18 protein-coding genes, 4 tRNA genes and 3 pseudogenes are annotated in these 24,988 nt (G+C 45.8%); 20 read left to right on the plus strand and 5 right to left on the minus strand.

Features of this window, described 5'->3' with window-relative positions:
- The 5 genes and pseudogenes from LRY47_RS10070 to LRY47_RS10090 all read left to right on the plus strand — a co-directional run.
- Positions 1-390 (plus strand): annotated as a pseudogene (locus LRY47_RS10070) (isopropylmalate isomerase); the annotation flags it as partial.
- Positions 391-624: 234 nt separating this feature from the next.
- Positions 625-2,687 (plus strand): annotated as a pseudogene (gene glyS / locus LRY47_RS10075) (glycine--tRNA ligase subunit beta).
- A gap of 16 nt (positions 2,688-2,703) precedes the next feature.
- Positions 2,704-5,327: pseudogene (gene ppdK, locus LRY47_RS10080) on the plus strand (pyruvate, phosphate dikinase).
- 65 nt (positions 5,328-5,392) lie between these two features.
- Positions 5,393-6,856 carry a HAMP domain-containing sensor histidine kinase gene (locus tag LRY47_RS10085; RefSeq protein ID WP_295224922.1) on the plus strand — a complete coding sequence of 488 codons (1,464 nt, stop codon included), beginning with the start codon at positions 5,393-5,395 and terminating at the stop codon, positions 6,854-6,856.
- Complete coding sequence (locus LRY47_RS10090) at positions 6,853-7,206, plus strand: response regulator (protein ID WP_295224924.1); 354 nt, start codon at positions 6,853-6,855, stop codon at positions 7,204-7,206. Before LRY47_RS10085 ends, LRY47_RS10090 begins: the two co-directional genes overlap by 4 nt.
- A 98-nt stretch (positions 7,207-7,304) precedes the next feature.
- Here LRY47_RS10090 and LRY47_RS10095 read toward each other — a convergent pair whose 3' ends face one another.
- Genes LRY47_RS10095 through LRY47_RS10105 form a run of 3 tightly spaced genes read right to left on the minus strand, consistent with a single transcriptional unit; the run spans position 7,305 to position 9,706 of the window.
- Positions 7,305-7,625, minus strand: a complete 321-nt coding sequence (locus LRY47_RS10095) for an EscU/YscU/HrcU family type III secretion system export apparatus switch protein (RefSeq protein ID WP_295224926.1) — start codon at positions 7,623-7,625, stop codon at positions 7,305-7,307.
- 16 nt (positions 7,626-7,641) lie between these two features.
- A complete protein-coding gene (locus LRY47_RS10100) occupies positions 7,642-8,922 on the minus strand; it encodes an aminotransferase class III-fold pyridoxal phosphate-dependent enzyme (protein WP_295224928.1) in 1,281 nt (426 codons plus the stop codon).
- A 1-nt stretch (position 8,923) separates the two neighbouring features.
- Positions 8,924-9,706, minus strand: coding sequence for a DUF72 domain-containing protein (locus LRY47_RS10105; protein WP_295224930.1), 783 nt, complete (start codon positions 9,704-9,706; stop codon positions 8,924-8,926).
- Between the two features lie 130 nt (positions 9,707-9,836).
- Between LRY47_RS10105 and LRY47_RS10110 the strand changes: the two genes are divergently transcribed.
- The 11 genes from LRY47_RS10110 (at position 9,837) to LRY47_RS10160 (ending at position 18,952) form a co-directional block, all read left to right on the plus strand.
- Positions 9,837-9,910: transfer RNA gene (locus LRY47_RS10110), tRNA-Arg, on the plus strand.
- A gap of 12 nt (positions 9,911-9,922) precedes the next feature.
- Positions 9,923-9,995 (plus strand) — tRNA-His (locus LRY47_RS10115).
- Positions 9,996-10,014: 19 nt separating this feature from the next.
- Positions 10,015-10,095, plus strand: a tRNA-Leu gene (locus tag LRY47_RS10120).
- A 13-nt stretch (positions 10,096-10,108) separates the two neighbouring features.
- Positions 10,109-10,181: transfer RNA gene (locus tag LRY47_RS10125), tRNA-Gly, on the plus strand.
- A gap of 53 nt (positions 10,182-10,234) precedes the next feature.
- Positions 10,235-11,584, plus strand: a complete 1,350-nt coding sequence (tig, locus tag LRY47_RS10130) for a trigger factor (protein WP_295224932.1) — start codon at positions 10,235-10,237, stop codon at positions 11,582-11,584.
- Between the two features lies 1 nt (position 11,585).
- Positions 11,586-12,173, plus strand: a complete 588-nt coding sequence (gene clpP / locus LRY47_RS10135; RefSeq protein ID WP_295224934.1) for an ATP-dependent Clp endopeptidase proteolytic subunit ClpP — start codon at positions 11,586-11,588, stop codon at positions 12,171-12,173.
- A 119-nt stretch (positions 12,174-12,292) separates the two neighbouring features.
- Complete coding sequence (clpX, locus tag LRY47_RS10140; RefSeq protein WP_295224936.1) at positions 12,293-13,534, plus strand: ATP-dependent Clp protease ATP-binding subunit ClpX; 1,242 nt, start codon at positions 12,293-12,295, stop codon at positions 13,532-13,534.
- Between the two features lie 114 nt (positions 13,535-13,648).
- A complete protein-coding gene (lon, locus tag LRY47_RS10145; RefSeq protein ID WP_295224938.1) occupies positions 13,649-15,958 on the plus strand; it encodes an endopeptidase La in 2,310 nt (769 codons plus the stop codon).
- Between the two features lie 25 nt (positions 15,959-15,983).
- Complete coding sequence (rpsU, locus tag LRY47_RS10150; RefSeq protein ID WP_132871188.1) at positions 15,984-16,202, plus strand: 30S ribosomal protein S21; 219 nt, start codon at positions 15,984-15,986, stop codon at positions 16,200-16,202.
- A 171-nt stretch (positions 16,203-16,373) separates the two neighbouring features.
- The gene (locus LRY47_RS10155; RefSeq protein ID WP_295224943.1) at positions 16,374-17,789 is read left to right on the plus strand and encodes an MBOAT family O-acyltransferase; all 1,416 of its coding nucleotides are present in this window, start codon (positions 16,374-16,376) and stop codon (positions 17,787-17,789) included.
- Between the two features lie 8 nt (positions 17,790-17,797).
- Positions 17,798-18,952, plus strand: coding sequence for a hypothetical protein (locus LRY47_RS10160; RefSeq protein ID WP_295224945.1), 1,155 nt, complete (start codon positions 17,798-17,800; stop codon positions 18,950-18,952).
- Here LRY47_RS10160 and secA read toward each other — a convergent pair.
- Both secA and LRY47_RS10170 read right to left on the minus strand, forming a co-directional pair.
- A complete protein-coding gene (gene secA / locus LRY47_RS10165; RefSeq protein WP_295224947.1) occupies positions 18,949-21,549 on the minus strand; it encodes a preprotein translocase subunit SecA in 2,601 nt (866 codons plus the stop codon). The two genes, LRY47_RS10160 and secA, sit on opposite strands and share 4 nt — an antisense overlap.
- Before the next feature lie 12 nt (positions 21,550-21,561).
- The gene (locus LRY47_RS10170; RefSeq protein ID WP_295224949.1) at positions 21,562-22,452 is read right to left on the minus strand and encodes a phosphate-starvation-inducible PsiE family protein; all 891 of its coding nucleotides are present in this window, start codon (positions 22,450-22,452) and stop codon (positions 21,562-21,564) included.
- Between the two features lie 115 nt (positions 22,453-22,567).
- Between LRY47_RS10170 and hisB the strand changes: the two genes are divergently transcribed.
- The 4 genes from hisB to LRY47_RS10190 are packed head-to-tail and all read left to right on the plus strand — an operon-like array spanning position 22,568 to position 24,986.
- Positions 22,568-23,152, plus strand: a complete 585-nt coding sequence (gene hisB / locus LRY47_RS10175) for an imidazoleglycerol-phosphate dehydratase HisB (RefSeq protein WP_295224950.1) — start codon at positions 22,568-22,570, stop codon at positions 23,150-23,152.
- A gap of 32 nt (positions 23,153-23,184) precedes the next feature.
- Positions 23,185-23,805 carry an imidazole glycerol phosphate synthase subunit HisH gene (hisH, locus tag LRY47_RS10180; RefSeq protein WP_295224953.1) on the plus strand — a complete coding sequence of 207 codons (621 nt, stop codon included), beginning with the start codon at positions 23,185-23,187 and terminating at the stop codon, positions 23,803-23,805.
- Positions 23,799-24,518: a 1-(5-phosphoribosyl)-5-[(5-phosphoribosylamino)methylideneamino]imidazole-4-carboxamide isomerase gene (hisA, locus tag LRY47_RS10185; RefSeq protein WP_295224955.1), complete on the plus strand. Its 720-nt coding sequence runs from the start codon at positions 23,799-23,801 to the stop codon at positions 24,516-24,518. Before hisH ends, hisA begins: the two co-directional genes overlap by 7 nt.
- Positions 24,519-24,986 (plus strand): phosphatidylglycerophosphatase A, encoded by a 468-nt coding sequence (locus LRY47_RS10190; protein WP_295224956.1) that lies wholly within the window; start codon positions 24,519-24,521, stop codon positions 24,984-24,986.
- Positions 24,987-24,988: the final 2 nt, after the last annotated feature.

Raw genomic sequence — 24,988 nt, forward strand, 5'->3', positions numbered from 1 at the left:
ATAATATCAGGCGATAACTTCGGCTGCGGTTCATCCCGTGAACATGCTCCGCAGGCTATCAAACGCGCAGGCTTCAACGCTGTTATCGCGGGAAGCTATGCCGAGATATTCTTCGGCAACTGCACAATGCTGGGCATAGTCTGCGTTGTGGCCGACAAGGCAACCCGTGACGCTCTCATGGCGGATGCGGAGGCTAATCCTTCTGCGGAGATGGTCATCGACGTTGACTCATCAAAGGTCAGCTTCAACGGCAAGGAATATGCCGTTGAAATCAAACCCAACGCAAGAAAGGCTTTCCTTGAAGGAAGCTACGACTCACTGGCGGAACTGCTCAACGGACTTTCTCAGGTAAAAGAAGTCGAAAAAACACTGAAATACTCTTTCGTATAATGGAATATAAATCCTTCTCCGCCCTCCCTTTCTCAAAGGGAGGGTTCGGGAGGGGTTGCTCCTTAAATCATGTTTCCTTTATTTCCATATTGATAAATCCTATCTCTGAAACCCGTGCCTGATGAACACCTCACAAATTCTTGCATCTTATATATATAAAGGTATAAACTTCTTGAAATTATCTGAATCTATTGTAGGATGCTAGGACTAAAATAATCATGTTTAGGTGTTACAATGCCCGATTTTCTGCTTGAAATAGGTAGCGAGGAAATACCTGCGGGTTTCATTCAAGGAACCAGCGAATACCTTGTCAAAGAATTCACAAAAAAACTTACCGAAGAAGGAGTTCCGTTTTCATCAGTTGAATCTGACGGAACGCCCAGAAGAAGCTATATACACATTACGGGACTGAGCGAAAAACAGCCTGACCGCGAAGAGGTTATTATGGGACCTCCCGCGTCTGTGGCTTTCGATGCGGAAGGCAAGCTCACAAAGGCGGGCGAAGGTTTCGCCAAGTCAAAAGGGCTTGATTTTGGTACGCTGAAAAAAGAGACCACCGAAAAGGGCGAGTACCTCAGCGGCGTGAAAAAGACGAAAGGTGTAGATACCACAGAGCTTTTTGAAACTCTGGTGCCGAATATCATCAAAGGCATCCCTTTTAAGAAATCAATGAAATGGGGTGACGGAACATTCCGCTATGCCAGACCCATCCACTGGTTCCTTGCCATCTTCGGCGGAAAAGTAATAAACTTTGAGATAGACGGCATAAAAAGCGGCAATACCACCATGGGACACCGCATCCATTTTAATACGGAATTTCCAGTTAAAGATTTTACGGACTATATGACAGTGCTTGAAAAAGCCCGCGTGATAGTCTCCACTGAAGCCAGAAGGGAACTTGTGAAGAAACAGGTTGCCGATATCGAGAAGGAGACGGGTTACAAGGTCGACCTTGATGAAGGTCTGCTGGACACCGTTGCGGGGCTTGTGGAGTATCCCGTTTCGCTCATGGGCGAGTTCGAGGAAAAATACCTGTCCCTGCCCGCAGACGTTCTCATCACTTCCATGAAAAATCACCAGAAATATTTCTATGTAACAGATAAATCAGGCAAACTTGTTAACAGATTCATCGGTGTTTCAAACACGACCCGAAAGACCCTGCTGTTGTTAAAGCGGGTTATGCAAGGGTTCTGCGCGCAAGACTTGCCGACGCGGCTTTCTTCTGGGAGAATGACAAGGTCTATCCTCTTGAAAAGCACGTCGAAGAGCTTAAAAAAGTTACATATCAGGAGAAACTCGGCACTTCATATGCGAAGATGGAACGTTTCCGCAAACTTGCCGTGTTTTTCTCAGAACAGTTCGCACCCGCCGCAAAAGCGGACACAGACCGCGCGGCATTCCTCTGCAAAGCTGACCTTCTCAGCTCTATGGTTTATGAGTTTCCAGAACTGCAGGGTATCATGGGCAGAACCTATGCGAGACTGCAGGGCGAAAATGAAACCGTTGCCACTGCCATAGATGAACACTACATGCCCAGATTCGCAGGCGACGACCTTCCCACAACAGATGCCGGAGCTTTTGTTTCCATGGCGGACAAGCTGGATACGATAGTCGGCTGTTTCGCAGTTGACCTTATTCCTACGGGAAATCAGGACCCCTATGCGCTTCGCAGAAACGCCATCGGCATCCTGAACATCATCCGCCAGAAAGGTCTGCGTGCTGACATTTCAGCTCTTGTTGAAAAGAGTGTGGATATCCTTGCGGACTATATAAAATTTGATAAACAGAAAACAGTTGATGCCGTGAATGAGTTCATTATTCAGCGTTTTCGTCAAATGCTCACAACGGAAGGGCTAGCTTCTGACTGTGTTGACTGTGCAGCGAGCATTTCCGGTGATATAATCAAAATAGATAAGGCAGCGAAAGCCCTTGCGCAGTACAGAGAGACTGCGGAGTTTGCAAGCATCGCAGCCGGATATAAACGTATCAACAACATCCTTAAAAAGAGCGGACATACTGGCACAGAGTATGACGCCGCACTGTTTGAGTCCGACCACGAGAGGGAACTGGCAGAACTTATTAACACAAAGGCTGCCGGTATTAATAGAGAGGTGTGTGAAGAGAACTTCACTGAGGCGATGACCCAGCTTTTGACCTTCAGCGGCCCTGTTGACCGCTTTTTCGAGAACGTCATGGTTATGGCGAAGGATGAGAAGGTGAAGGAGAACAGATTAAGTTTGCTGAACCGTTTGATAGGTCTGTTCAATCTGCTGGGCGATCTGACAAAAATCATATAACAGGGGGTTTATCGCAATGAGCACCAAATGGGTTTACTTTTTCGGTAAAGGACGCACGGAAGGGGACGGTAAGAACAAAAACCTTCTCGGCGGGAAAGGAGCGGGGCTGGCTGAAATGACCAGCATCGGCATACCCGTGCCTCCCGGCTTTACCATTACGACAGAAGCTTGTGTGCAGTATTACAAGGATAACAAGAGCTATCCCGTAGGTCTTTGGGATCAGGTGATTGCGGCTCTTACAGAACTTGAAACTGCAATGGGAAAAAAATTCGGAGATGTGAACAATCCTCTCCTCGTTTCAGTCCGTTCCGGCGCAAGGGTTTCAATGCCTGGTATGATGGACACAGTTCTTAACCTCGGTCTGACAGACGAATCTGTCAAGGGGCTTGAAAAGTCCTCCGGCAATGCCAGATTCGCTTATGACAGCTACAGAAGATTCATTCAGATGTTCTCTGACGTTGTTCTGGGCATCGGACACCACCAGTTCGAGCATATCCTTAAGGATATGAAGAACGCCAGAGGTGTTAAAGAGGATACGGAGCTTAACGCTGACGACCTTAAAGGGCTTGTTATAAAATATAAGGCTCTTGTTGTTGAGGAGATCGGAAAGGAATTTCCACAGGATCCCAAAGAGCAGCTCAGATATGCTATCGATGCGGTTTTTGACTCATGGAACAATCAGAGAGCGAAAACCTACAGAAAAATAAACAAAATGTCCGACGACTGGGGAACTGCAGTAAACGTGCAGTCCATGGTTTTCGGAAACATGGGCGACGATTGCGGAACAGGTGTTGCGTTCACCCGTAACCCCTCCACAGGCGACAAAGAGTTCTTCGGCGAATACCTTGTGAACGCACAGGGCGAGGACGTTGTTGCGGGTATCAGAACCCCGGAACCCATAGCGAAACTGAAAACAGCTATGCCGGAAGTCTTTGCACAGCTTGAAGAAGTTTATAAAAAACTGGAAAACCACTACAAAGACGTTCAGGATATTGAGTTCACCATTGAAAAGGGAACTCTTTACATGCTCCAGACAAGAACAGGCAAAAGAACCGCAAGAGCGGCTGTTAAGATCGCTTTCGACATGGTTGCGGAAGGACTTATCGACAAAAAAACGGCTGTACTCCGTGTTGCTCCGGAGCAGGTTGACCAGCTTCTGCACCCCATGATAGATACCAGCGTTAAATACGACGTTATCGCAAAAGGTCTTCCCGCTTCTCCCGGCGCGGCTGTTGGAAAGGTCGTTTTCACTGCGGAAGAGGCTGAAAGCTGGGCGGCACAGGGCGAAAAAGTTATCCTTGTGCGTGCTGAAACGTCACCCGAAGATATCGGCGGTATGCACGCCGCACAGGGTATCCTTACTGCCACAGGCGGTATGACAAGCCACGCGGCTGTTGTTGCCAGAGGCATGGGAAAATGCTGTGTCGCAGGCTGCGGCGCGGTACGCATCAACGATGTACAGAAATTCTTCACCGCCGGCGCGCCACCGTTAAAGAGGGTGACATCATAACCATAAACGGTTCCACAGGCGAGGTTATACTCGGCGCGGCGAAACTTATAGAACCCGAACTTTCAGGCGAGTTCGCAGAGATACTGACATGGGCAGACTCATTCAGAACCCTCGGCGTGCGCGCAAACGCTGATACCCCCCATGATTCAAGAGTGGCAAGGGATTTCGGAGCGGAGGGGATCGGTCTTTGCCGTACGGAACACATGTTCTTTGACGGCGACCGTATCGATGCCGTGCGCGAGATGATACTTGCTGACAACGAAGAGGGACGCAGAAAGGCACTTGCGAAGGTTAAACCCTATCAGAAAGAGGACTTCCTCGGACTGTTCACCGCAATGGAAGGGCTGCCTGTAACAATCCGTCTGCTGGATCCGCCTCTTCACGAGTTCATCCCCCACACAGATGAGGAGATTGAGCGCGTTTCCAAGGCCTCCGGTATTTCCGCAGACCACCTTAAAGCTAAGGCGACTGAGCTTTTCGAGTTCAACCCGATGCTTGGTCACAGAGGATGCCGTCTGGGTCTCACCTTCCCCGAAATTTATGAAATGCAGGTCTATGCCATCTTCGAGGCGGCATGTGAGCTTGTTAAACAGGGCAAGGTTGTTAAACCGGAAGTTATGATTCCTCTCGTGGGTTCATACAAAGAGCTTGAGATACTGAAAGATATGACAAACGAAGTTGCCGCGGAGGTAATAGCAAAATACGGCGTTAAGCTGGATTACCTCGTCGGTACGATGATAGAGCTTCCCAGAGCGGCGCTCACAGCGAACGAGATAGCAGAACACGCACAGTTCTTCTCGTTCGGAACAAACGACCTCACCCAGACAACTCTGGGGGTAAGCCGTGATGACGCGGGCAAATTCCTGCCCATCTACGTTGAGAAAGGGATATATAAAGAAGACCCCTTTGTCTCCATTGATGTCAGCGGCGTCGGTCAGCTTGTTGAAATGGGCGTAAGCAAAGGACGCAGTATCAGGGCAGATCTTAAAACAGGCATCTGCGGCGAACACGGCGGCGACCCTGAGTCGATAGCATTCTGTCAGAAAGCGGGACTCAACTACGTAAGCTGTTCCCCCTTCCGCGTTCCCGTGGCAAGGCTTGCGGCAGCTCATGCAGCACTGAAACAATAACAAATCGCAAGGGGAGCGTCTGAAAAGACGTTCCCCTGTTTTATTTTCAACTATCGGAGCAGCCAATGGGGCGTTCAGCGACTCAAGACCTTCTTGGTTTACTCGAATCCGTCCTGCAAACCGAGATTAAAGGTCTTCTGGTGAGAGACACGGAAGGAACCATTCTTCACACTGGAAACACCTCTTCCGAAATGACGGAATACAGCCTTGTTTCCGGCGGCTGTGCTGCGTCCGTTTTCACGAACAAGCAGATATTCCCGTCTGAAGCTCAGACGGAAATGCTTAAAAAGATAATAAACATATACAGTTTTGCACCTTTCGGGGCAGCTCTTTCAAGGGTTGTCGCCGGGGCGAAAATACTTGAAACGATAACGAACAGAAAAAATCTGGACGAAGTTCTGCACCAGCTTATTTCGTCTGTTATAATAAACGGACAGTTCGGAAGAGCCGGAATAATGTTTCTTAACGAGGCCTTACTTGAACTGCGCGGCGGAATATTCTGCAACAGTGACATGAAAATAGACGTTACTCTGTTCCGCAACCTGAAAGTGGGCTTTGAAACTAAAAACAGGCTCTCAGACATTATGTTTTTCGACAAGACCGATACCATTGACCTTAATTCATCCGATGAATACGATCCGCTGAAAAGATACTTCTGCGATGAAGTTCTGGTTTCGTCGCTGGGCATTGGCGGTAAGCCGATCGGTGTTCTTATGGTTTGCAAGCCGACATATTCCAGAGCGGACAAAGATGCGCTCAGGCTTTTCGGTAACATCTGCTCACTGTCAATTGAGTATTTCAGAGCTGTGAAACAGCTTGAACTGGTAAGGTCGGAGCTGGACGAAGCGAAGCGCATATCTTCCAACAACGACAACCTGCTTCAGATAGGCAGCCTTTCCGCCACAGTTGCTCATGAGCTTAAAAACCCTCTGATAGCCATCGGAGGATTTGCGAAGCGTGTTGAGCAGGCGGGCGGTCTCTCAGAAGACCAGCACCACTGGATAAGCATCGTGCAGTCTGAAGTTAACAGGCTTGAAAAGATAGTCGGTGATATTCTTTCCTATACGAAAAGAGTTGAGCTTGAATACGAAAAGATAAATCTGGTGCAGTTTACAGAGGAAGTTATTCAGATTTTGAAAAATTGCTTTTCATTTGAACAAATAAATGTCGTTGTAAATATCGGAAACGGGATGTATGTTGATGCAGATAGAGGGCTTTTACAGCAAGTGCTCATGAACCTTATAACCAATGCGGTTCAGGAGATGAAAAAAGGGGGCGATCTCATCATAAGCGCTTCCGAGAGCAAAAGCTATGTTACAATAGGAGTTGCCGACACCGGAAACGGTGTTCCTGAGGAACTTCGCGAAAAAATATTCGAGCCGTTCTATACAAACAAAAAAGACGGAACAGGTTTGGGGCTGGCGCTGTGTAAAAAAGTCATGCGAGCACACGACGGGGACATTTATGTTTCCGATGCCCAGAAAGGAGCGGTCTTTACGCTTCTGCTGCCTAAAAGGGGACAGGAATGAAAAAGATACTTATTATTGATGATGAAGAGCATATCAGAGATCATTATCAGAATCTCCTTTCAGAGAAAGGGTTCAAGGTTGACACTGCCGAAAACGGTACGGTCGGTCTGGAAATGTTCAGGGCTGGCGAATATGATCTTGTTCTTCTGGATGTCAACATGCCGGACAGATCGGGGCTTGAGGTTCTGAAAGATATCAAGTCTGTCAAAGAGGGACAGGTTGTTTTTCTTCTGACGGCTTATGAAGAATACAAGAGGAACTTCGCATCATTGTATGCCGAGGAATATTTCACAAAGGACAAGAAGATAGAGATACTTCTGCGCAGAATCAAGGAACACTTAGAAGGTTAGCATAATTTTGTCCATCCCTGCCAAAATTATGTAACGCTCAGGTCGGCAAGCCTTCCTTCGCTCACGCAAGCGGGTTTCATCCTGAAACCTTTGGGCTATTAATTGTTCTGATTGGTTTCGTTACTGACGGGCGCTTTTGCCTGTGCTTTCTGCTCTTTTATCTTTCCGTTGATATGGTATAGCTCCGCAAGCAGTGCGGCAACGACCTTATACAGTTCAACGGGTATGTCGTCGAAAAGATCGAGTGTGGACAGAGCCTCAACGAGGTCTTTGTCCTCTTTTATATAAATCCCGTGTTCTTTCGCTTTCGCAATGATATTATCCGCCACAAGCCCTTTGCCCTTTGCAATAAGCTTAGGAACCTTGTCGGTCTTGTTGTCATACTTTATGGCGGCGGCTTTTTTTCTTATATAAGCCAAGTTACCCCCGAAGAGGCTATATCATTTCAAACGATCTTTTGTATGCCTCTGTAAGTTTACTATTCGTCACTTCATCGAGATGCATAAATGAAAATGCGCCTCCGGAATGCATTGTGAACACATTATTTATCAGCATTGCCACTTTGAACAGGTTTTCCGTCTCTCGGTCGGAGTGTGCCATAACTATCTGAGGTGTTATTTCGCTGAATCTCTGATCTGTGAAGTGTACGCAGAAGAAAGAGCCGAAACCTGTGACATATGCGGGTAGGCTGAGTTTTGCAGTCATAGCCGCAAGTTTTTTCCGGAAGGCGTCACCTGCCGCATTGAGTTTTTCATAGTCCTGTTTTTGCAGTTCTTTAAGAGTTTCTATCCCCACACACATAGCCACCGGATTTGCGGAATAGGTTCCTCCGCCGACGAACAGTTTCTGTACGGTTATGGTGTCCATAACATCTTTGCGTCCGCCGTAAATACCTATGTGTATGCCGCCTGCCGCTGCCTTCCCGAATGTGAAAAGGTCAGGTTTAACACCGAGAATATTCCATATGCTGCCGTAGCGGAATCTGAAACCTGTGATAACTTCATCAAAGATGAGAAGAGTTCCTGTCAGGTCGCAGAAGTCGCGCAGAAGTTTCAGATATGCGGGACTTGCAGTTATACCGCCGCCGGAACCCATCATGGGCTCTATGATTATTGCGGCTATCTCGTCATTGTATGAGCGGAGTATTTCCGCTGTCTTTTCAACGTTGTTGTAAGGCACAGTGACGGTTTTCTGCCCTTCGGGTGCGTTTTTATCCTTTACGAACGGAGGAACGACGCCGGTTGATAATACGGAGTTACCGCCGTGCCATCCACCCTCTGCCTTCACAATGACATGCCTGCCTGTGAATGCACGGGCGACTCGGGTAACGTACATGGTTGCTTCGGTGCCGGATGTGCAGAGACGCATGAGTTCCAGCTCCGGTACAGCCTGCTGAACCAGCTCTGCATATTCTATCTGGTATCTGTTAAGAGTGCCGTGATGAACTCCGGCAGTCATGGCGCGTTCAATACCCCTTTTCTGGGCTTCTGTGCCATGCCCCAGTATGTTGGCGTAGTGCCCCATCCAGAGGTCGATGATGCTGTTGCCGTCCACATCATGCATGTGGATGCCTTCACAGCGGTCTGTTACCAGCGGAAAAGGGAAATAATTTCTTATGTCGTGGCAGACGCCGTTAGGGAAAAGCGTTCTGCTTTTTTCATAAAGCTCTTTCGATTTGGGGAATTTTTTGGAATATTCGTCAAATATTATGCCCATATCAGTCCCCGGCAAGCATTTTTCTGAGGTCGATGGCGTTTGCCGCTGCACTTCCCATTGCAGAGTTGCAGAAAGAAACGAAGACCGAGCTTGAAACGGAAGCTACAATATCTATATCTTTCCTGAACTTTTCAAGCTGCTTTATGCTGTATCTGTAGTTCAGGTCACGTTTCTGGGGACCTTCCCATTCGGGGCTTTTGCCGTACAGTCGGAAGTAGGACATATTGTTGAAGGCTTTTACGGAATAGGGTGCAAGTCCTGCCGATGGCGGAAAATCTGCATTGATAACGCCTACGCCGTTTTCTTTCAGTTCTTCCTGAAATTTCTGTCTTGCCCACCCGCGGTTTGCCAGCTCAACAAAGAACGGTTTATCGGCAAATGTGTCGCGCAGACGCAGGATGTGATCGAAATTTGCCCTTGATGGAGTGAAGCCGTTATAGAAATCGGCAAAATACGCTTTCACTCTATTATATATAGGAGAGAGACCGTTTTTGAACTCGCTTGCGTCTTCCTTCAGCGGGGGTTCTTTAAGAAAGCGTTTACCCAGCCGCACGGATATTGCCAGCTCGTCTGATGCGTTCTCTGCGATGTTTGCAGTTATTTCCTCAGTGGGGTCGTTATAAAAAGTGAATGTCAGTTCAAGGAAATCAATTCCCTTATCACGGCTGTAAAACTTCAGCATCTGTTCGTTGGGAAACTGTTCAGGATAGAACGTACCCAGCCAGTCGTCAAATTTGTACCCCGCAGTGCCTATGTAAACAGGAGTATCATTGTATGTAATCATCTTAACCTCGTGTAGAATTGTAATATGATGTTTTTGATTTCAAATCAAGGAGTAATGTATAAACAGGACAAATTAGCTATTGACTTAATGGAGGTCTTTTGATAAGTTTCGTGATTCGTAAGACCGATACGCACCCATAGCTCAACAGGATAGAGCAACGGACTTCTAATCCGTAGGTTTGAGGTTCGAGTCCTCATGGGTGCGCTTTCTTGCATGGTGGCTGTAGCTCAGTCGGTAGAGTACAGGATTGTGATTCCTGTTGTCGCGGGTTCGATCCCCGTCAGCCACCTTTTTTTGTTACCGGTTTGGCGAGTGTGGCGGAATTGGTAGACGCGCTAGACTTAGGATCTAGTGTCCTTGGCGTGGGGGTTCGAGTCCCTTCACTCGCATATCATGCCTTCCGCGGGTGTAGCTCAACTGGTGGAGCACGACCTTCCCAAGGTTGAGGTTGCCGGTTCGAGCCCGGTCACCCGCTTAAAAATCCAAATTAGTCAGTTATATTCTTTGATAGATTCCAAGGAGAAAACAATGAAAGTTACTGTTGCCGACAAAGAGAAGTCACAAAAAGAACTCAGTGTGGAGATCCCTGCACAGGTCTATAAAGACACTTTTGAAAAAGAATTCGATAAAGCTGCAAAAACTGTCAAAGTTGCCGGTTTCCGCGAAGGAAAAGCACCCAAAGATGTCGTTATGAAAGAAAAAGGACACGCTATCCGTGTCTATGCCCTTGAACACGTCATCAACGAAGCAGTTAAGAACGCAATCGAAGAGAACGGTATCAGAGCTATGGGACAGCCCGAAGTTAAAGACGTTAAATTTGAAGACGACGATTCTCCCATCACTTTTAAAGTGTGTGTTGACGTTTTCCCCGTATTTGATGTCGTAAGCTATACAGGTTTTGAGTTCACCAAAGAGATAAACAGCGTTGAAAAAGAGGATGTCGATAATGTTGTTGATAACCTCCTGAAACGTCAGGCTCAGTTTGAAACCGTTGAAGGCGGCGAAGTCGCTGACGGAAACATGGCTGTAATAGATTTTGAAGGAAAGCTTAACGGCGAGGTTATCCCCTCTGCATGCGCAAAAGCTTACTCACTTGAAATCGGCTCTAACACATTCATCCCCGGATTTGAAGAGCAGATCATCGGTATGAAAGTCGGCGATGTTAAAGACATCACTGTAACTTTCCCCGCTGAATATCATGAGAAATCTCTCGCAGGTCAGCCTGTGGTTTTCACAATCACCCTGCATGAAATAAAACAGAAAAAAGCTCCCGTACTTGACGATGCATTCGCAAAAAGCATAGGCGAAAAATACGAAACAGCAGAAGCTCTTCTGAAGGCTATTGAGGAAGACCTCAAAGCTGAAGCGGCAGACCTTTCAAAAGACGCTCTTTACAATGCAATGCTTGAAAAAATAATTTCTGAGAACCCTTTCGATATTCCGGCTGTCATGGTTGTAGAACAAGCGGAAAAACTTGCTGAACAGACGCTTCGCCAATACAGCATGTACGGCATGAACCCCGAACAATTCGGAATGAATAAGAAAAAAATTGCCGAACAGCACATGGACGCTGCCGAAAGACAGATAAAAAGCGCTCTTGTTATTAATAAGATTTCCGAAAAGAACAATATCAACCCCACAGACGAGGACGTTGATAAGGCAATCGCGGAATACGCGGAAAAATTTGAAAGATCTGTTGATGATTTCAAAAAAGAACTTGAGCAGTACGGCGGCATAGCTTCTTTCAGAAACACAGTTTTCACCAACATGGTCTATGACTATCTTACTGCTAATAACAAAATAGCCGAAAAAGTTATCAGCAAGGCGGAAAGAGACGCGAAAATAGCTGAGGCGTCAAAGGCTGCCAAGGAAGCGTAATATGAGCTATTATATCCCTTATGTCATTGAACAGACAGGAAGAGGAGAAAGGTCTTACGACATTTACTCCCGTCTGCTTAAAGACAGGATCATATTCTTAGGTTCGCAGGTGGAAAGCGGAGTGGCAAACTCCATTGTTGCGCAGCTTCTTTTCCTTGAGGCGGAAGACCCCGATAAGGACATCTTCCTTTATATCAACAGCCCCGGCGGCGTTGTTACAGACGGTCTCGCCATACTTGACACTATGAACTACATCAAACCCGACGTATCCACAATCTGCATCGGACAGGCATCCAGCATGGGCGCCGTTCTCCTTGCGGCAGGTGCGAAAGGCAAAAGATTCGCTCTTCCCCACGCGCGCATCATGATCCACCAGGTTCTCGGCGGCGCACAGGGTCAGGCGACAGATATAGAGATTCACGCGAAAGAGATCCTTCGCGTTAAAGAAGTTCTGAACGGAATTCTTGCTTCCGCATCCGGTAAAACCGTTGATCAGCTTGCGAAAGATTCCGACAGAGACAACTTCATGTCAGCAGCAGAGGCTAAAGAGTACGGTCTTATAGACGATGTATTCACCAAGAGGGGTTGAAATATTTACACATATGCATATATTTGTGTAGATAAACAATCCGACGCGGACTAGGTTCGCGTTTAATTCAGGCGGCAGAGCGGCAGGATGTCGTTTTGTTGTCCACGCGAGGTGTGTCCATGGCAAAATCAAAAAAAGAAACACTCTCCTGTTCATTCTGCGGAAAAACTCAGGACGAAGTAAAAAAACTGATTGCAGGTCCCAACGTATTTATCTGCAACGAATGTATAGAGCTTTGTAACGAGATTCTTAAAGAAGACCTCGAAGACGGCATCAAAGAGGACACTGCTCTTAAACTTCTCACTCCGGCGGAGATAAAAGAGAAGCTTGACGAATATGTCATAGGTCAGCAGGAAGCCAAAAAAGTGCTTAGCGTTGCTGTACACAACCACTATAAAAGAGTTCTCCACGGCAAGAAGAGCGAAGTTGAACTTGAAAAGAGCAATATTCTTCTGCTCGGACCCACAGGAACAGGAAAGACCCTTCTTGCAAGAACTCTGGCAAGAGTGCTTAATGTTCCATTCGCTATAGCCGATGCAACTACACTGACAGAAGCAGGCTATGTTGGCGAGGATGTTGAGAACGTTGTTCTTAAACTTCTTCAAAATGCCGACTACGACGTTAACAGAGCACAGAACGGCATCATCTTTATCGACGAAATAGATAAGATAGCCAAGAAGACCGACAGCCCCAGCATCACGAGAGATGTTAGCGGTGAAGGTGTTCAGCAGGCGCTTCTTAAGATTATTGAGGGCACAATCGCCAACGTTCCGCCGCAGGGCGGGCGCAAACACCCGCAGCAGGACTACATTCAGGTTGATACATCAAACATCCTGTTCATAGTCGGCGGTGCTTTTGAGTTCCTCGACAGCCTTATCAAAAAACGTATAGGCGAAAAATCACTCGGATTTACAAAAAAATCCGTCGGAACAAAAGACTATACGAGATTTGAGCTTTTAAGACAGCTTCGTCCCGACGACCTTGTGAAATTCGGTCTTATCCCCGAATTTGTGGGCAGACTCCCCATAGCTGCGGCTCTTGAGGATCTGGATGAAGAGGCTCTGGTTCGCATACTTCAGGAACCTAAGAATGCACTCATCAAACAGTACATTCAGATGTTCTCTTTTGACGACGTTAAGCTGACCTTCACAAACTCCGCTCTGAAAGCAGTTGCCAAAAAGGCGCTGAACAGAAAGACAGGTGCGAGAGGTCTGCGTTCAATCCTTGAAGAAGCCATGATGGAAATCATGTATGATGTGCCTTCCGACAGCGATATTGTCGAATGTATCATCAATGAGGATGTGATAAACGATAACGCAAAACCCATCCTGATGTATGAAAATAAAAAAGAGACCGCGTAAAAGCATTTCCAGCAAGTAACCCTTGCCCTTTTTGTAAAAATCAACTTATTATACATAAAAGCAACGCTCCCTTCGGGGAGCTTTGCTTTATTTATCTGAAATTACAGGTGATGAATGGAGAGAATAGAGCAATATCCGCTTATCCCCCTCAGGGACATGGTGGTTTTTCCTTATATGATAACTCCGGTGTTTGTAGGGCGTGATAAGTCTGTCAATGCCGTTGAACTTGCTGAAAAGACAGGGGGCTATGTCTTTTTCGTTCTTCAAAAGGACGAAGAGATAAACGACCCCGCGTTTGAAGATATGTACACCACAGGTGTTTCCGCAAAGATACTGCAGGTACTTAAACTGCCTGACGGAACAGTTAAACTCCTGATGGAAGGGATGCAGCGGGGACGCATACTGTCTGTGGCTGACGAAGGCGACTGCCTTTTTGTTAATGCCAGCATGCTTTCAGACGGCGAAATAGAACATTCGGAAGAACCGGTGCTTTTCAAAATGCTGGCGGAAAATTTCAGAACCTATTCTGAACTTTCAAAGAAGATTAACGAAAATATTCTCAGCACTGTAAGTGAAATAGACGATATTAACAGGCTGGCATATTCTGTTGCCTCATATATGCCTGTGAAAAATACTGAACAGCAGACAATTCTTGAGACAGACAGCGCACAGGAACGTGTTGAAAAGGTCATTGAGCTTGTGCAGACCTACACTGAACTTGTGAAAATGGATAACCGCATCCGCCAGAAAGTTAAAAGCCAGATGTCAAAAGCTCAGAAAGAGTATTACCTCGGCGAACAGGTCAAGGCGATCAACGAAGAGCTTGGCAAAGACGACGATTTCAAGGCGGACATTGACGAGCTTGAAGAAAAGATAACCTCCGCGAAGCTCAGTGAAGTTGTTAAGGAAAAAACTAAAAAGGAATTCAGGAAACTGAAACTGATGTCCCCTATGAGTGCAGAGGCTACCGTTGTCCGCAACTATCTGGACTGGATACTCTCTATGCCCTGGGGCAACTATACGGAAGACAAGCTTGAGCTTAAGAACGCGGAAGAGATACTTAACCGCGACCATTTCGGACTTGAAAAACCGAAAGAACGCATACTCGAATACCTCGCAGTCAAAAAGATCGCACCTGATATCAAGGGTGCAATACTCTGCTTTACAGGACCTCCCGGTGTGGGCAAGACCTCACTGGCTCGTTCCATAGCGGAAGCCATGGGAAGAGAGTTCGTTCGTATGTCCCTTGGCGGCGTGCGGGACGAGGCGGAGATACGCGGACACAGGAAAACATATATCGGCTCACTGCCGGGTAAAATTATTCAGAGCGTCAAAAAAGCGAAAAGCATGAACCCCGTGTTTCTGCTGGACGAGATTGATAAACTGGGTGCGGATTTCAGAGGCGACCCGTCGTCTGCTCTGCTTGAGGTGCTTGACCCCGAACAGAACTCAACCTTTGTCGACCACTATCTTGAGGTGGAATTCGACCTTTCAAAAGTTCTGTTCATTACAACTGCGAACAGCCTTGACGGTATACCAAGACCCCTTCTGGACAGAATGGAAGTGATACCTGTAACAGGCTACACTGAAAAGGAAAAATTCGGCATAGCAACTAAGTTCCTTCTGCCGAAACAGCTCAAAGAGCATAACCTCGACAGCGAAAGAGTGAAGATAGCAGACAGCGCCGTATACGGCGTTATCAGAGGATATACAAAAGAGGCAGGCGTAAGAAACCTTGAGCGCGAGATTGCTTCTATAATCAGAAAAGCCGCTAAGAAGATAGTTGAAAATCCGGAGCTTAAGGCTGTTAAAGTTAATGAAAAGAATCTGGATAAGTATCTGGGGAAGATGAAGTTCCGCTCCGAAGCGATACCCGCGCCAGTTGAAACAGGCGTTGCAACCGGACTGGCATGGACACCATACGGCGGTGATATCCTGCAGATAGAGGTCGCCATATACAGAGGAAACGGCAAATTACAGCTCACGGGCAAGCTTGGTGACGTTATGAAGGAATCGGCACAGACAGCTTTTACAGTTGCGAAAAGCTGTGCCACAAGGCTTCAGATACCCGCTAAACGATTTTCGGAGTTTGACCTTCATGTCCATGTTCCGGAAGGCGCTGTGCCTAAGGACGGACCCAGTGCGGGCATTACGATGACAACTGCGATTCTCTCCGCTCTTTCCGAGCGTCAGGTGCGCTGCGATATCGCCATGACAGGAGAGATAACATTAAGAGGACGTGTATTGGCGATAGGCGGTGTTAAAGAAAAAGTTCTCGCCGCACACAGAGCGGGTGTAAAAGAGGTTATTTTGCCGAAAGCCAACGATAAGGACTTGACAGACATTCCCAGTGATGTTAGAACTGTGCTTCGTATCCATCTGGTCGAGCATATTGATCAGGTGTTGGATATAGTGTTAATTTAAATTTATAGAAAAGGATGTGATTACAGTGGCAATAAACGCTATTGTAAAGGTTGACGGCGATAACGTCGACTACGCTCTTAAACTTCTGAAAAAGAAGATAGAGCGCGAGGGTCTCATTAGGGAGATTAAAACTCATACCTACTATGAGAAACCCACAGAGGTTCGCAGAAAAAAACTGCTTAAAGCAAAACGCAAACAGCAGAAACTTCAGCGTAAACTCAACGATAAGTACAAATACTATTAAGAATGTATGGTTGCTTGGATAAAGCGGCTGTCTTAATGAGAAGTGACCGGTAGAGCGAGGCCTCTATCGGTCATTTTACTTTCAATCGTTTGCTTTACAATCAAATTCAACTCATGTTAAGATCACACTGTATTCATAATCTCCCAGGACAACCCTTTTGAAGGTTTCTCAATGTTATTTCACAGTGATGTTTTCATATTTGTTTTTCTTCCGGTGACGTTCTGTGCGTATTTTTTGTTGTCTTCTAAAACTTCAGAAGGTGTTTCAAGATTTTTTTTGCTTGCGGCCTCTCTCTTTTTTTACAGCTACTGGAATATAGCTTTTTTGCCTCTGATTCTGCTGTCGATCATCTTTAACTACACTGCAGGAAGATTCTTAAGTGAAAAAAGACGCATTTTCAGAGTTACGCCGAAAAGCATTCTCACTTTGGCTGTTCTGGCAAATATAATGTTACTGTTCTACTATAAGTATTATAACTTTTTCATAACTAATCTGAATTATGTCTCAGGCAGTTCGCTGACTCTGCTTCATATTGCACTTCCACTTGGTCTCTCTTTTTTTACATTTCAGCAGATAGCATATCTCGTGGACTCATACAGAAGAGAGACGAAAGAGTACAGTCTGGTCAACTATGCTTTGTTCGTAACATTCTTCCCCCAACTGATAGCTGGACCGATCACTCATCACAAAGATATTATTTCCCAGTTTGAGTGTAAAAACGTCGGTAAAATTGATTATGATAATATTGCAAAAGGACTTTTCATTTTTTCAATTGGTCTGTTTAAAAAAACTTTTATTGCAGACAGTCTTACGAAGTTTGTAACCGAGGGCTTTAACGGAACAGATCCTTTGTGCTTTGCTGCCGCCTGGTGCTATAGTTTTGCGGCAACAATAAGAATATATTTTGATTTCAGCGGTTACGCAGATATGGCTATAGGATTGGGTCTGCTTTTTAATATCAGAATTCCCGTTAATTTTGATTCACCATACAGAGCACATTCGGTAGCAGATTTCTGGCGGCGATGGCACATAACACTTTCGCAATTTGTAAATAAATATGTTTTTATGCCTATCCTGCGGGCTTTCGGCAGTTACAGCCTTGCAAAGGCTATGACCGCGATATTCATTTCAATGGTTATAATCGGTTTGTGGCATGGTGCAAACTGGACTTTTATTGTTTTCGGTGCAGTACACGGAGTTGCTGTGGCGTTCAATCATTTCTGGAAGAAGAAAATATCGTATCAGCTGCCTGATCTTGCCGCATGGTTTATAACTTTTATTTTCGTCAGTGTATCAATAACCATATTTACCGCTGACAATATGAGCGCAGTGGGGAGAATGTTCAGTGCCATGTTCTCCTTCAGCAGTTTTTCCGTTAATGAGTCATTGAGTTATTTCCTCATAATCTGGCGTAAACTCTTAATAATCACTTTGGGCATGGGAATTATTCTCTATCCCGTAAATTCTGTTCAGAGACTGAATAATTTTAAATCGAATTATAATACAGCTGTTTTGGCGGCAGTTTGCTTTGCCATAGGAATATTGTTTAACATGAAATCGCCTCAGTTCATTTATTTTGTGTTTTGAGGTAACTGATGAAAAGTAAGCAATGGATTTTAACTTTTTTTGTATCAGTGTTATTGATAGGAATATCGACAGCTGTTTTTGTCTGGTATTCTGATCCTCATGATTTAGGGAAAATTGAAAACAGAGACTATAATAGTTTTTCAGATTATAATATGCGATATATCAAATTTAAGCAGATTCAAAAACTTAAACCGTCATATCTTATATTAGGTAGCTCAAGGGCATATGCAGGGTATGACACTATAAATGCCTATTTTGATAATAACACATATAATGCTGGTGTTGGCGGTGCCAGCATGTATGAAGTAAATAAGTATTTTGACTCTGCTTTAAAACAGGGAAACTTAAAAAAAGTTTTGATTGGACTTGATTATCTATCGTTCAATGCTCAGCTTCATGTACGCGAGAAAAATTTTGATGACTACGAGCAGCAGCAGATATGGTTTTATACTTATACGATCAGATTTGACGCAGTTAAAGACAGCATAAAAAAAGCACTGGGTACATTAAAAAGAACTCATAGGACTTTTACTGCAAGAGGAGTCGCAGAATCGACAGAAAAAAATATGTTTCTGGATAACATTAGCGTTGCTATGTCCTTACTTAAATATACTCAGCTGTATGCCGATATGTCCTCAGATTACAGATACGGTGATACTAAAAGAAATTCATTTGATGATTTTTCGACAATATTGGATGAATGTTATAAGAACAATATTGAAGTTGAGCTTGTTTTCAACCCTTCGCACGTGCTGCAATGGGAAGTGGCGACTCTTAATGTCGGGTATGACAGCTGGCTTAAATGGAAAAAGGATGTTGTTGATGCAGTATACAAATCGGCAGAAGAACATGGCAAAAAGCCGTTTCCAATCATAGATTTTGCTGTCTATAATGATATCACAACAGAGAAAATCCCACATTCATCCAATGAAATGCAATATTATTATGACACCAGTCACTTTAAAAGAAATGTCGGAGATATGGTTCTGGAACGGCTCAAAAGCGGTGTTGTTAAAGACGGATTCGGAATAGAACTTAACCCGCGGATGATGGACGGTTATCTGGCTAAGATGAAACAGGAAAGAGCGGATTATCTGAAAAAGTATTTAAAAGAAAACGGAAGCCTTTTTTCAAAGACTTCCGCTGATTTTGACTTAGATTAATCTTCGTTAGCGTCCGGCTCGTTTGCGCCATGGCATTTTTTATATTTCTTTCCGCTGCCGCAGGGGCAGAGGTCATTTCTGCCGACCTTCGGATATTCCCTTTTGATGGGTGTGCGTTTCTCTTCGCTTTGCTGGGGTTTTTCGGCGAAAATGTCGCGCTGTTCCTCTTTGGTCTGAACCCGTTCCTGATTCTGTTCGGCTGCTTCAATGTCTGATTTCTGGTTCATCTCTACATGGAACAGAACGCGTATGACTTCGCTGTTTATTTTGTTCATCATGGCGACGAAAAGGTTGTATGCTTCACGTTTGTATTCGTTAAGCGGGTCTTTCTGTCCGTAACCGCGCAGACCGACAGAGTCACGCAGATGATCCATCTGGAGCAGGTTTTCTTTCCATTTTGAGTCGAGTATGGAGGTGTAGAGGAACCTTGCAACGTCGGAAAAGAAACCGCCGAAATCCTGTTTTTTCTGCTCGAGTTTGGCTTTAACGAGACCTTTCAGGCGCTCCATTTCGTTGTGAAGCTGTCTTCTGTCCTCAGCAAAAGTAAACTCTATGTCGAAAACTTCAAATATCTCTTTCTGAAATTCTTCATAATCGGGTTTATCTGCTGCATTGACGTGTGCTTCAAGCATTGCGTCTAAAACATTGTCAATGGTTTCGGCAATAATCTCTTCTGCGGCACCGCCGGAAATTATATCACGGCGCAGGCTGTAAACGACGTTTCTCTGCTGGTTCATTACGTTGTCATAGTCCAGCAGGTGTTTTCTTATTTCAAAGTGGAACGCCTCGACTTTCTTCTGTGCGCCTTCGATAGAGCGGGTTATTATTGGGTGTTCTATTGATTCGCCCTCTTTCATACCGAGTTTCTGCATGATAGAGGATATCTTTTCGGATCCGAAGATGCGCATAAGGTCGTCTTCAAGGGAAACGAAGAAACGTGACGAACCGGGGTCGCCCTGACGTCCGGCACGACCGCGGAGCTGGTTGTCGATACGTCTTGATTCATGTCTGTCCGTACCGATGATGTGCAGACCGCCGAGTTCTCTTACGCCGTCACCCAGTTTAATATCCGTACCGCGACCCGCCATGTTTGTGGCGATGGTAACGGCACCCTGAAGACCTGCGTCTTTAACAATTTCCGCTTCACGTTCGTGATTCTTTGCGTTCAGAACCTCGTGTTTTATCTTTCTGCGGTTGAGCAGATCGCTGATGAGTTCAGACTTTTCGATGGAGCTTGTACCCACAAGAACTGGTCTGCCGGTCTTATTCATCTCTTCTATCTCATCAACGATGGCTATGTATTTTTCTTTTGCAGTACGGAAGATAACGTCTGTGAAGTCCTTACGCACCATCTTCATGTTAGTGGGGATAACGGCAACGCCGAGGTTGTAAATAGACAGGAATTCGTTAGCTTCTGTGAGAGCCGTACCTGTCATACCGGAAAGCTTTTTGTACATTCTGAAGAAGTTCTGATATGTGATGGAGGCGAGGGTCTGGTTCTCGCTCTCTATCTGTACGCCTTCTTTCGCTTCCAAAGCCTGATGTATGCCGTCGGAATAGCGTCTGCCTGGTTGAAGTCGTCCGGTGAACTCATCGACAATTATAACCTGACCGTCTTTAACAACGTAATCTACGTCGCGTTTGAAGATTGCATGAGCTTTAAGTGCGTTGTTGACATTGTGCAGAATATCGACGTGTTTGATATCGTAAAGGTTTTCAATGCCCAGTTCTCTTTCAACGAAGTTGATGCCCTCGTCGTTCATCTGTGCGGTTCTGTTTTTTTCGTCAACTTTATAGTGAGTTTCCGCGCGAAGCTGGCGGACAACCACATCGACATTATAATATTTCTCAGTGCTTCTTTCTGTGGGACCGGAGATGATAAGGGGTGTTCTCGCTTCGTCGATAAGGATTGAGTCAACCTCATCCACGATGGCGAAGTTAAGTTCTCTTTGTGCAGTGGGTTCGTGAGGCGGTTTCATGTTGTCGCGGAGATAGTCGAAACCGAATTCGTTGTTCGTTCCGTATGTGATGTCTGCGGCATAAGCCTCGGGTCTTGTAACTTCGATAAGTTTGGTGGTAAATGCTTCTTTGTCGTCCCATTCAACGAGGAACGAACGTTCGTGGTTTATTATGCCCACGGAAAGACCCAGCGCCAGATAGATTGGGCTCATCCACTGTGCATCTCGTCTTGCGAGGTAGTCGTTAACAGTTACAAGGTGTGCGCCTTTTCCGCCCATAGCGTTAAGAGACATAGCGAGGGTTGCGACGAGGGTTTTACCTTCACCTGTCTTCATCTCGGAAATCTTGCCTTTGTGCAGAGCGTATCCGCCCATAAGCTGAACGTCGAAGTGACGCATGTTAAGGGTTCTGCGTCCTGCCTCGCGGACGAGGGCGAAAACCTGATTCATAATGTCGTCTTCTGTTGCGCCGTTCTTAAGTTTTTCCTTGAGCATTTCCGCCGCTTCCGCTATCTGGTCGAAGGTGAGTTCCTGCATCTTCGGTTCCAGTGCGGCAACGGCAGAGACCATGGGCTGCATGGTCTTGATATAGCGTTCGGCATATGAGCCGAATATTTTCTTCATAACAGATTTGAACATTAAAAACCCCGATTAATTATTATTTTCCGTGCGGACAATGAGCCAGTAAACTATACCGAGAACGGTTATCGCCGCAAGAATGAATCCATGCTGGAGCATGTTTGTTGTTTCATGTTTAAGCGTGATTATCATGAGGTCTCTGATAAAGGCTATCAGGGCGACGCTTATGAATATCGAGTTTTTGAATTTTCCGCCTTTCAGCATCTGAACTTCCGTGTGGAGAAGCTCCACCAGTACCCAGATTATAAGCAGTGAACCCAGCGCGTTTATAAGCGCGTGGTCGGGCTGTTCGCCGAAAAGATGTATGGTCTCAAGGAGAAACGCGATACCCGCCGTAAGGGTCAGACCGATAAGAGTAATGACCATGAGGGCGTGTACCAGAAACGAAAACTTTTCGCTGAGATCGACAACTCTGTTGCGGTAGCTGTGTACAGGGTTGTATGTGCTGACCAGCTTTTCATAATATGAGCTGATGATTATTTCGCTGTTGATGTCGAGCATCTTATGCATGGAGAGAAGTATGCCCTTTCTGCGGATGTCGTCGTCAATAAGGCTGAATATCTTTTCGTGCATCCAGAGGCGCACGAAACTTATCATTGAGGAGATGAACTCCGGTTCAAATCGGTATTTATTGAGTGAAACACCAAGTTTCCCTACAAAGGCGAAGTAGGCGTTGTCGGCGTAGCCTTCAAACAGCGAATCAAACCACTGTGCGAGCTTTGCACTGTTAGCTTCCATCGCGGCTATCTGCTTTTCGTTAACGGAATAGGTTCTCATCTTTTCCATGAAGTCTTCGATAAACTCGTCTTTGTATTTCGATATCATGGGCTTGATAAGAAGAAGATTGTCGACGTCGTTTTCATTCAGATCATAGTTTTTGGTGAGCGTTTTACGGTATCTCATTTTATATGCTGTCTCTCATAAAAGGGAAAACATCTGCAATAGATATTTATTTTTACGTCATGTTAGGATAATATATCAGGACAGTAAAGTAAAATAAAAGTTCGAGGTGTTTGCGGTGGCAGAGAGAAAATCAAGCATCACAAGGAAGACAACGGAAACGGAAATATCCATTGTTCTTAATGTGGACGGCAGCGGGAAATACGTCGTTGACACGGGAATAGGTTTTCTGAACCACATGCTTGAGCTTTTCACACGCCACGGCGGTTTCGATATGGAGCTTAAGGCAAAAGGCGACCTGCACATCGACGGACACCACACCGCAGAGGACATCGGAATAGTGATGGGCGACGCTTTCCGCGAGGCGCTGGGCGACAAGAAGGGCATCCGCAGATACGGATTTTTCCTTCTGCCCATGGATGAAACACTTATCGAGTGTGCGGTGGACTTTTCCGGCAGAACCTACCTCAACTTCGATGCGGATATCCCTGCGGAAAAGGTAGGGGACTTCGATACGGAACTTACTGAAGAGTTTTTCAAAGCGTTTGCCGACAGAGCGGGTATAAACCTGCACATCATTAAAAGATACGGAAGAAACACTCACCACATCATTGAGGGGATGTTTAAATGCTTCGCGCGCTCCGTTAAGGATGCGGTGCGCATTGAGTCAGACCGGATAATGTCCACTAAGGGCAGTCTCTGACATCTTTTCAATATCTAACGGAGTACATATAAATGATCGCAGTGATAGACTACGGAATGGGAAACCTGCGCAGTGTCGAGAAGGCGTTGCAGTCTCTCGGTTTTGACGCGCAGATAACTTCCGACCCCGACAAGGTTATAAAGGCTGACAGAGCCGTTCTGCCGGGCGTGGGCGCATTTGCCGACTGCCGCACGGGGCTGATAGATTCAGGGCTTAAAGAGGCGGCGTCAGAGTTCATCAAGACAGGAAAGCCTTTCCTCGGTATCTGTGTCGGGATGCAGCTCCTTTTTGAGAAGAGCCTTGAATTTGGCGAACACGAAGGGCTTGGCTATTTCAAGGGAACGGTCAGAAAATTTCCCGAAGAGATAATCGCAAAAGGGATGAAAATCCCCCAGATGGGCTGGAACTGCATAACAAAAAAGATGAACCACCCTCTGCTTGCGGGTATCAATACAGGCGACTATTTCTATTTTGTACACTCCTACTGTGTAAAGGCGGAGGAAGAGGGCGTTGAAGCGCTCTCCTGCGAATACGGAATAGATTTTTCCGCTATGGTAATCCGCGACAATATGGCGGCGACCCAGTTTCACCCTGAAAAGAGTCAGAAACTCGGTCTGCACCTGCTTAAAAACTTCGGAGAATGGAAATGCTGATAATACCCGCCATAGACCTCTTAAACGCTAAGGCAGTGCGCCTTAAACAGGGGGACATGGACGATTTCACCGTATATTACGACAACCCGCTGGACGCGGCGAAAATGTTCGCCGAAATGGGAGTAAAAAGACTTCACATCGTTGACCTTGACGGTGCGAAAAAGGGCGAAACAACCAATTTCTCGCTCATCGAGAAGATGGTTGCAACCGCCGGAATGGATATTGAAGTAGGCGGCGGCATACGCGATATGAAAAAGCTGAAAGCCTATTTCGAGATAGGCGTTAAATACGGAATCCTCGGCACTGTGGTTGTCAAGAACCCTGAGTTCGTTAAAGAGGCAATGAGCGAATATCCCGACAGAATCATTCTGGGCGTGGACGCAAAGGACGGATACGTTGCAACCGAAGGCTGGTACGAAAAGAGTACGGTCACAGCAGTTGAGATAATCAACAGCTACGAAGGCTATTCTGCGGAAAGCGTCATCTATACCGACATATCGAGAGACGGGATGCTCACAGGCATAAACATTGAAGCGACGCTGAAACTGGCGGAGAGTATAGAATATCCCGTAATAGCCTCCGGAGGTCTCAAAGACATCAACGATATAAGGGCGCTTCAGGGTAAGAAAGGTATTCTTGGCGCTATTACAGGAAAGGCTTTTTATGAGGGCAAGATAGACCTTAAAGAAGCTCTCAAACTGCAGGAAATATAAATGGACAGATTTGCGAAGATAGTTGCGCTTGGGTTTGGTTCGGGGCTTGCTCCGAAGGCTCCAGGCACTTTCGGGACGCTTTTTGCGATACTTCCGGTTTTGGCTACAGAACAGCTTGCTTATCCCTTTAAGGCTTTTGTATTTATTGTTCTGATGTTCGGCGGTGTCTGGGCGGCGGACAGATATGAAAAGCTGACGGGTAAAAAGGATGCTTCCGAAGTCGTAATAGACGAAATAGCCGCTTATTATATGATTTTTTTATTTATCCCTGCGAACGTGTTTACAATTCCTCTGGGTTTTGTGCTGTTCAGGATATTTGATATATGGAAGCCTTATCCCATCAAAAAACTTGAAAAGATAGACGGCGGACTTGGCGTCATGGCAGATGACATCATGGCGGCGGTATACTCAATCATACTTCTGGGATTGTTTTATCTCGGATACATATTTTTCTTTTCTCATATATAGGT

The sequence above is a fragment of the Seleniivibrio sp. genome, assembly GCF_021209385.1.
GTDB lineage: Bacteria > Chrysiogenota > Deferribacteres > Deferribacterales > Geovibrionaceae > Seleniivibrio.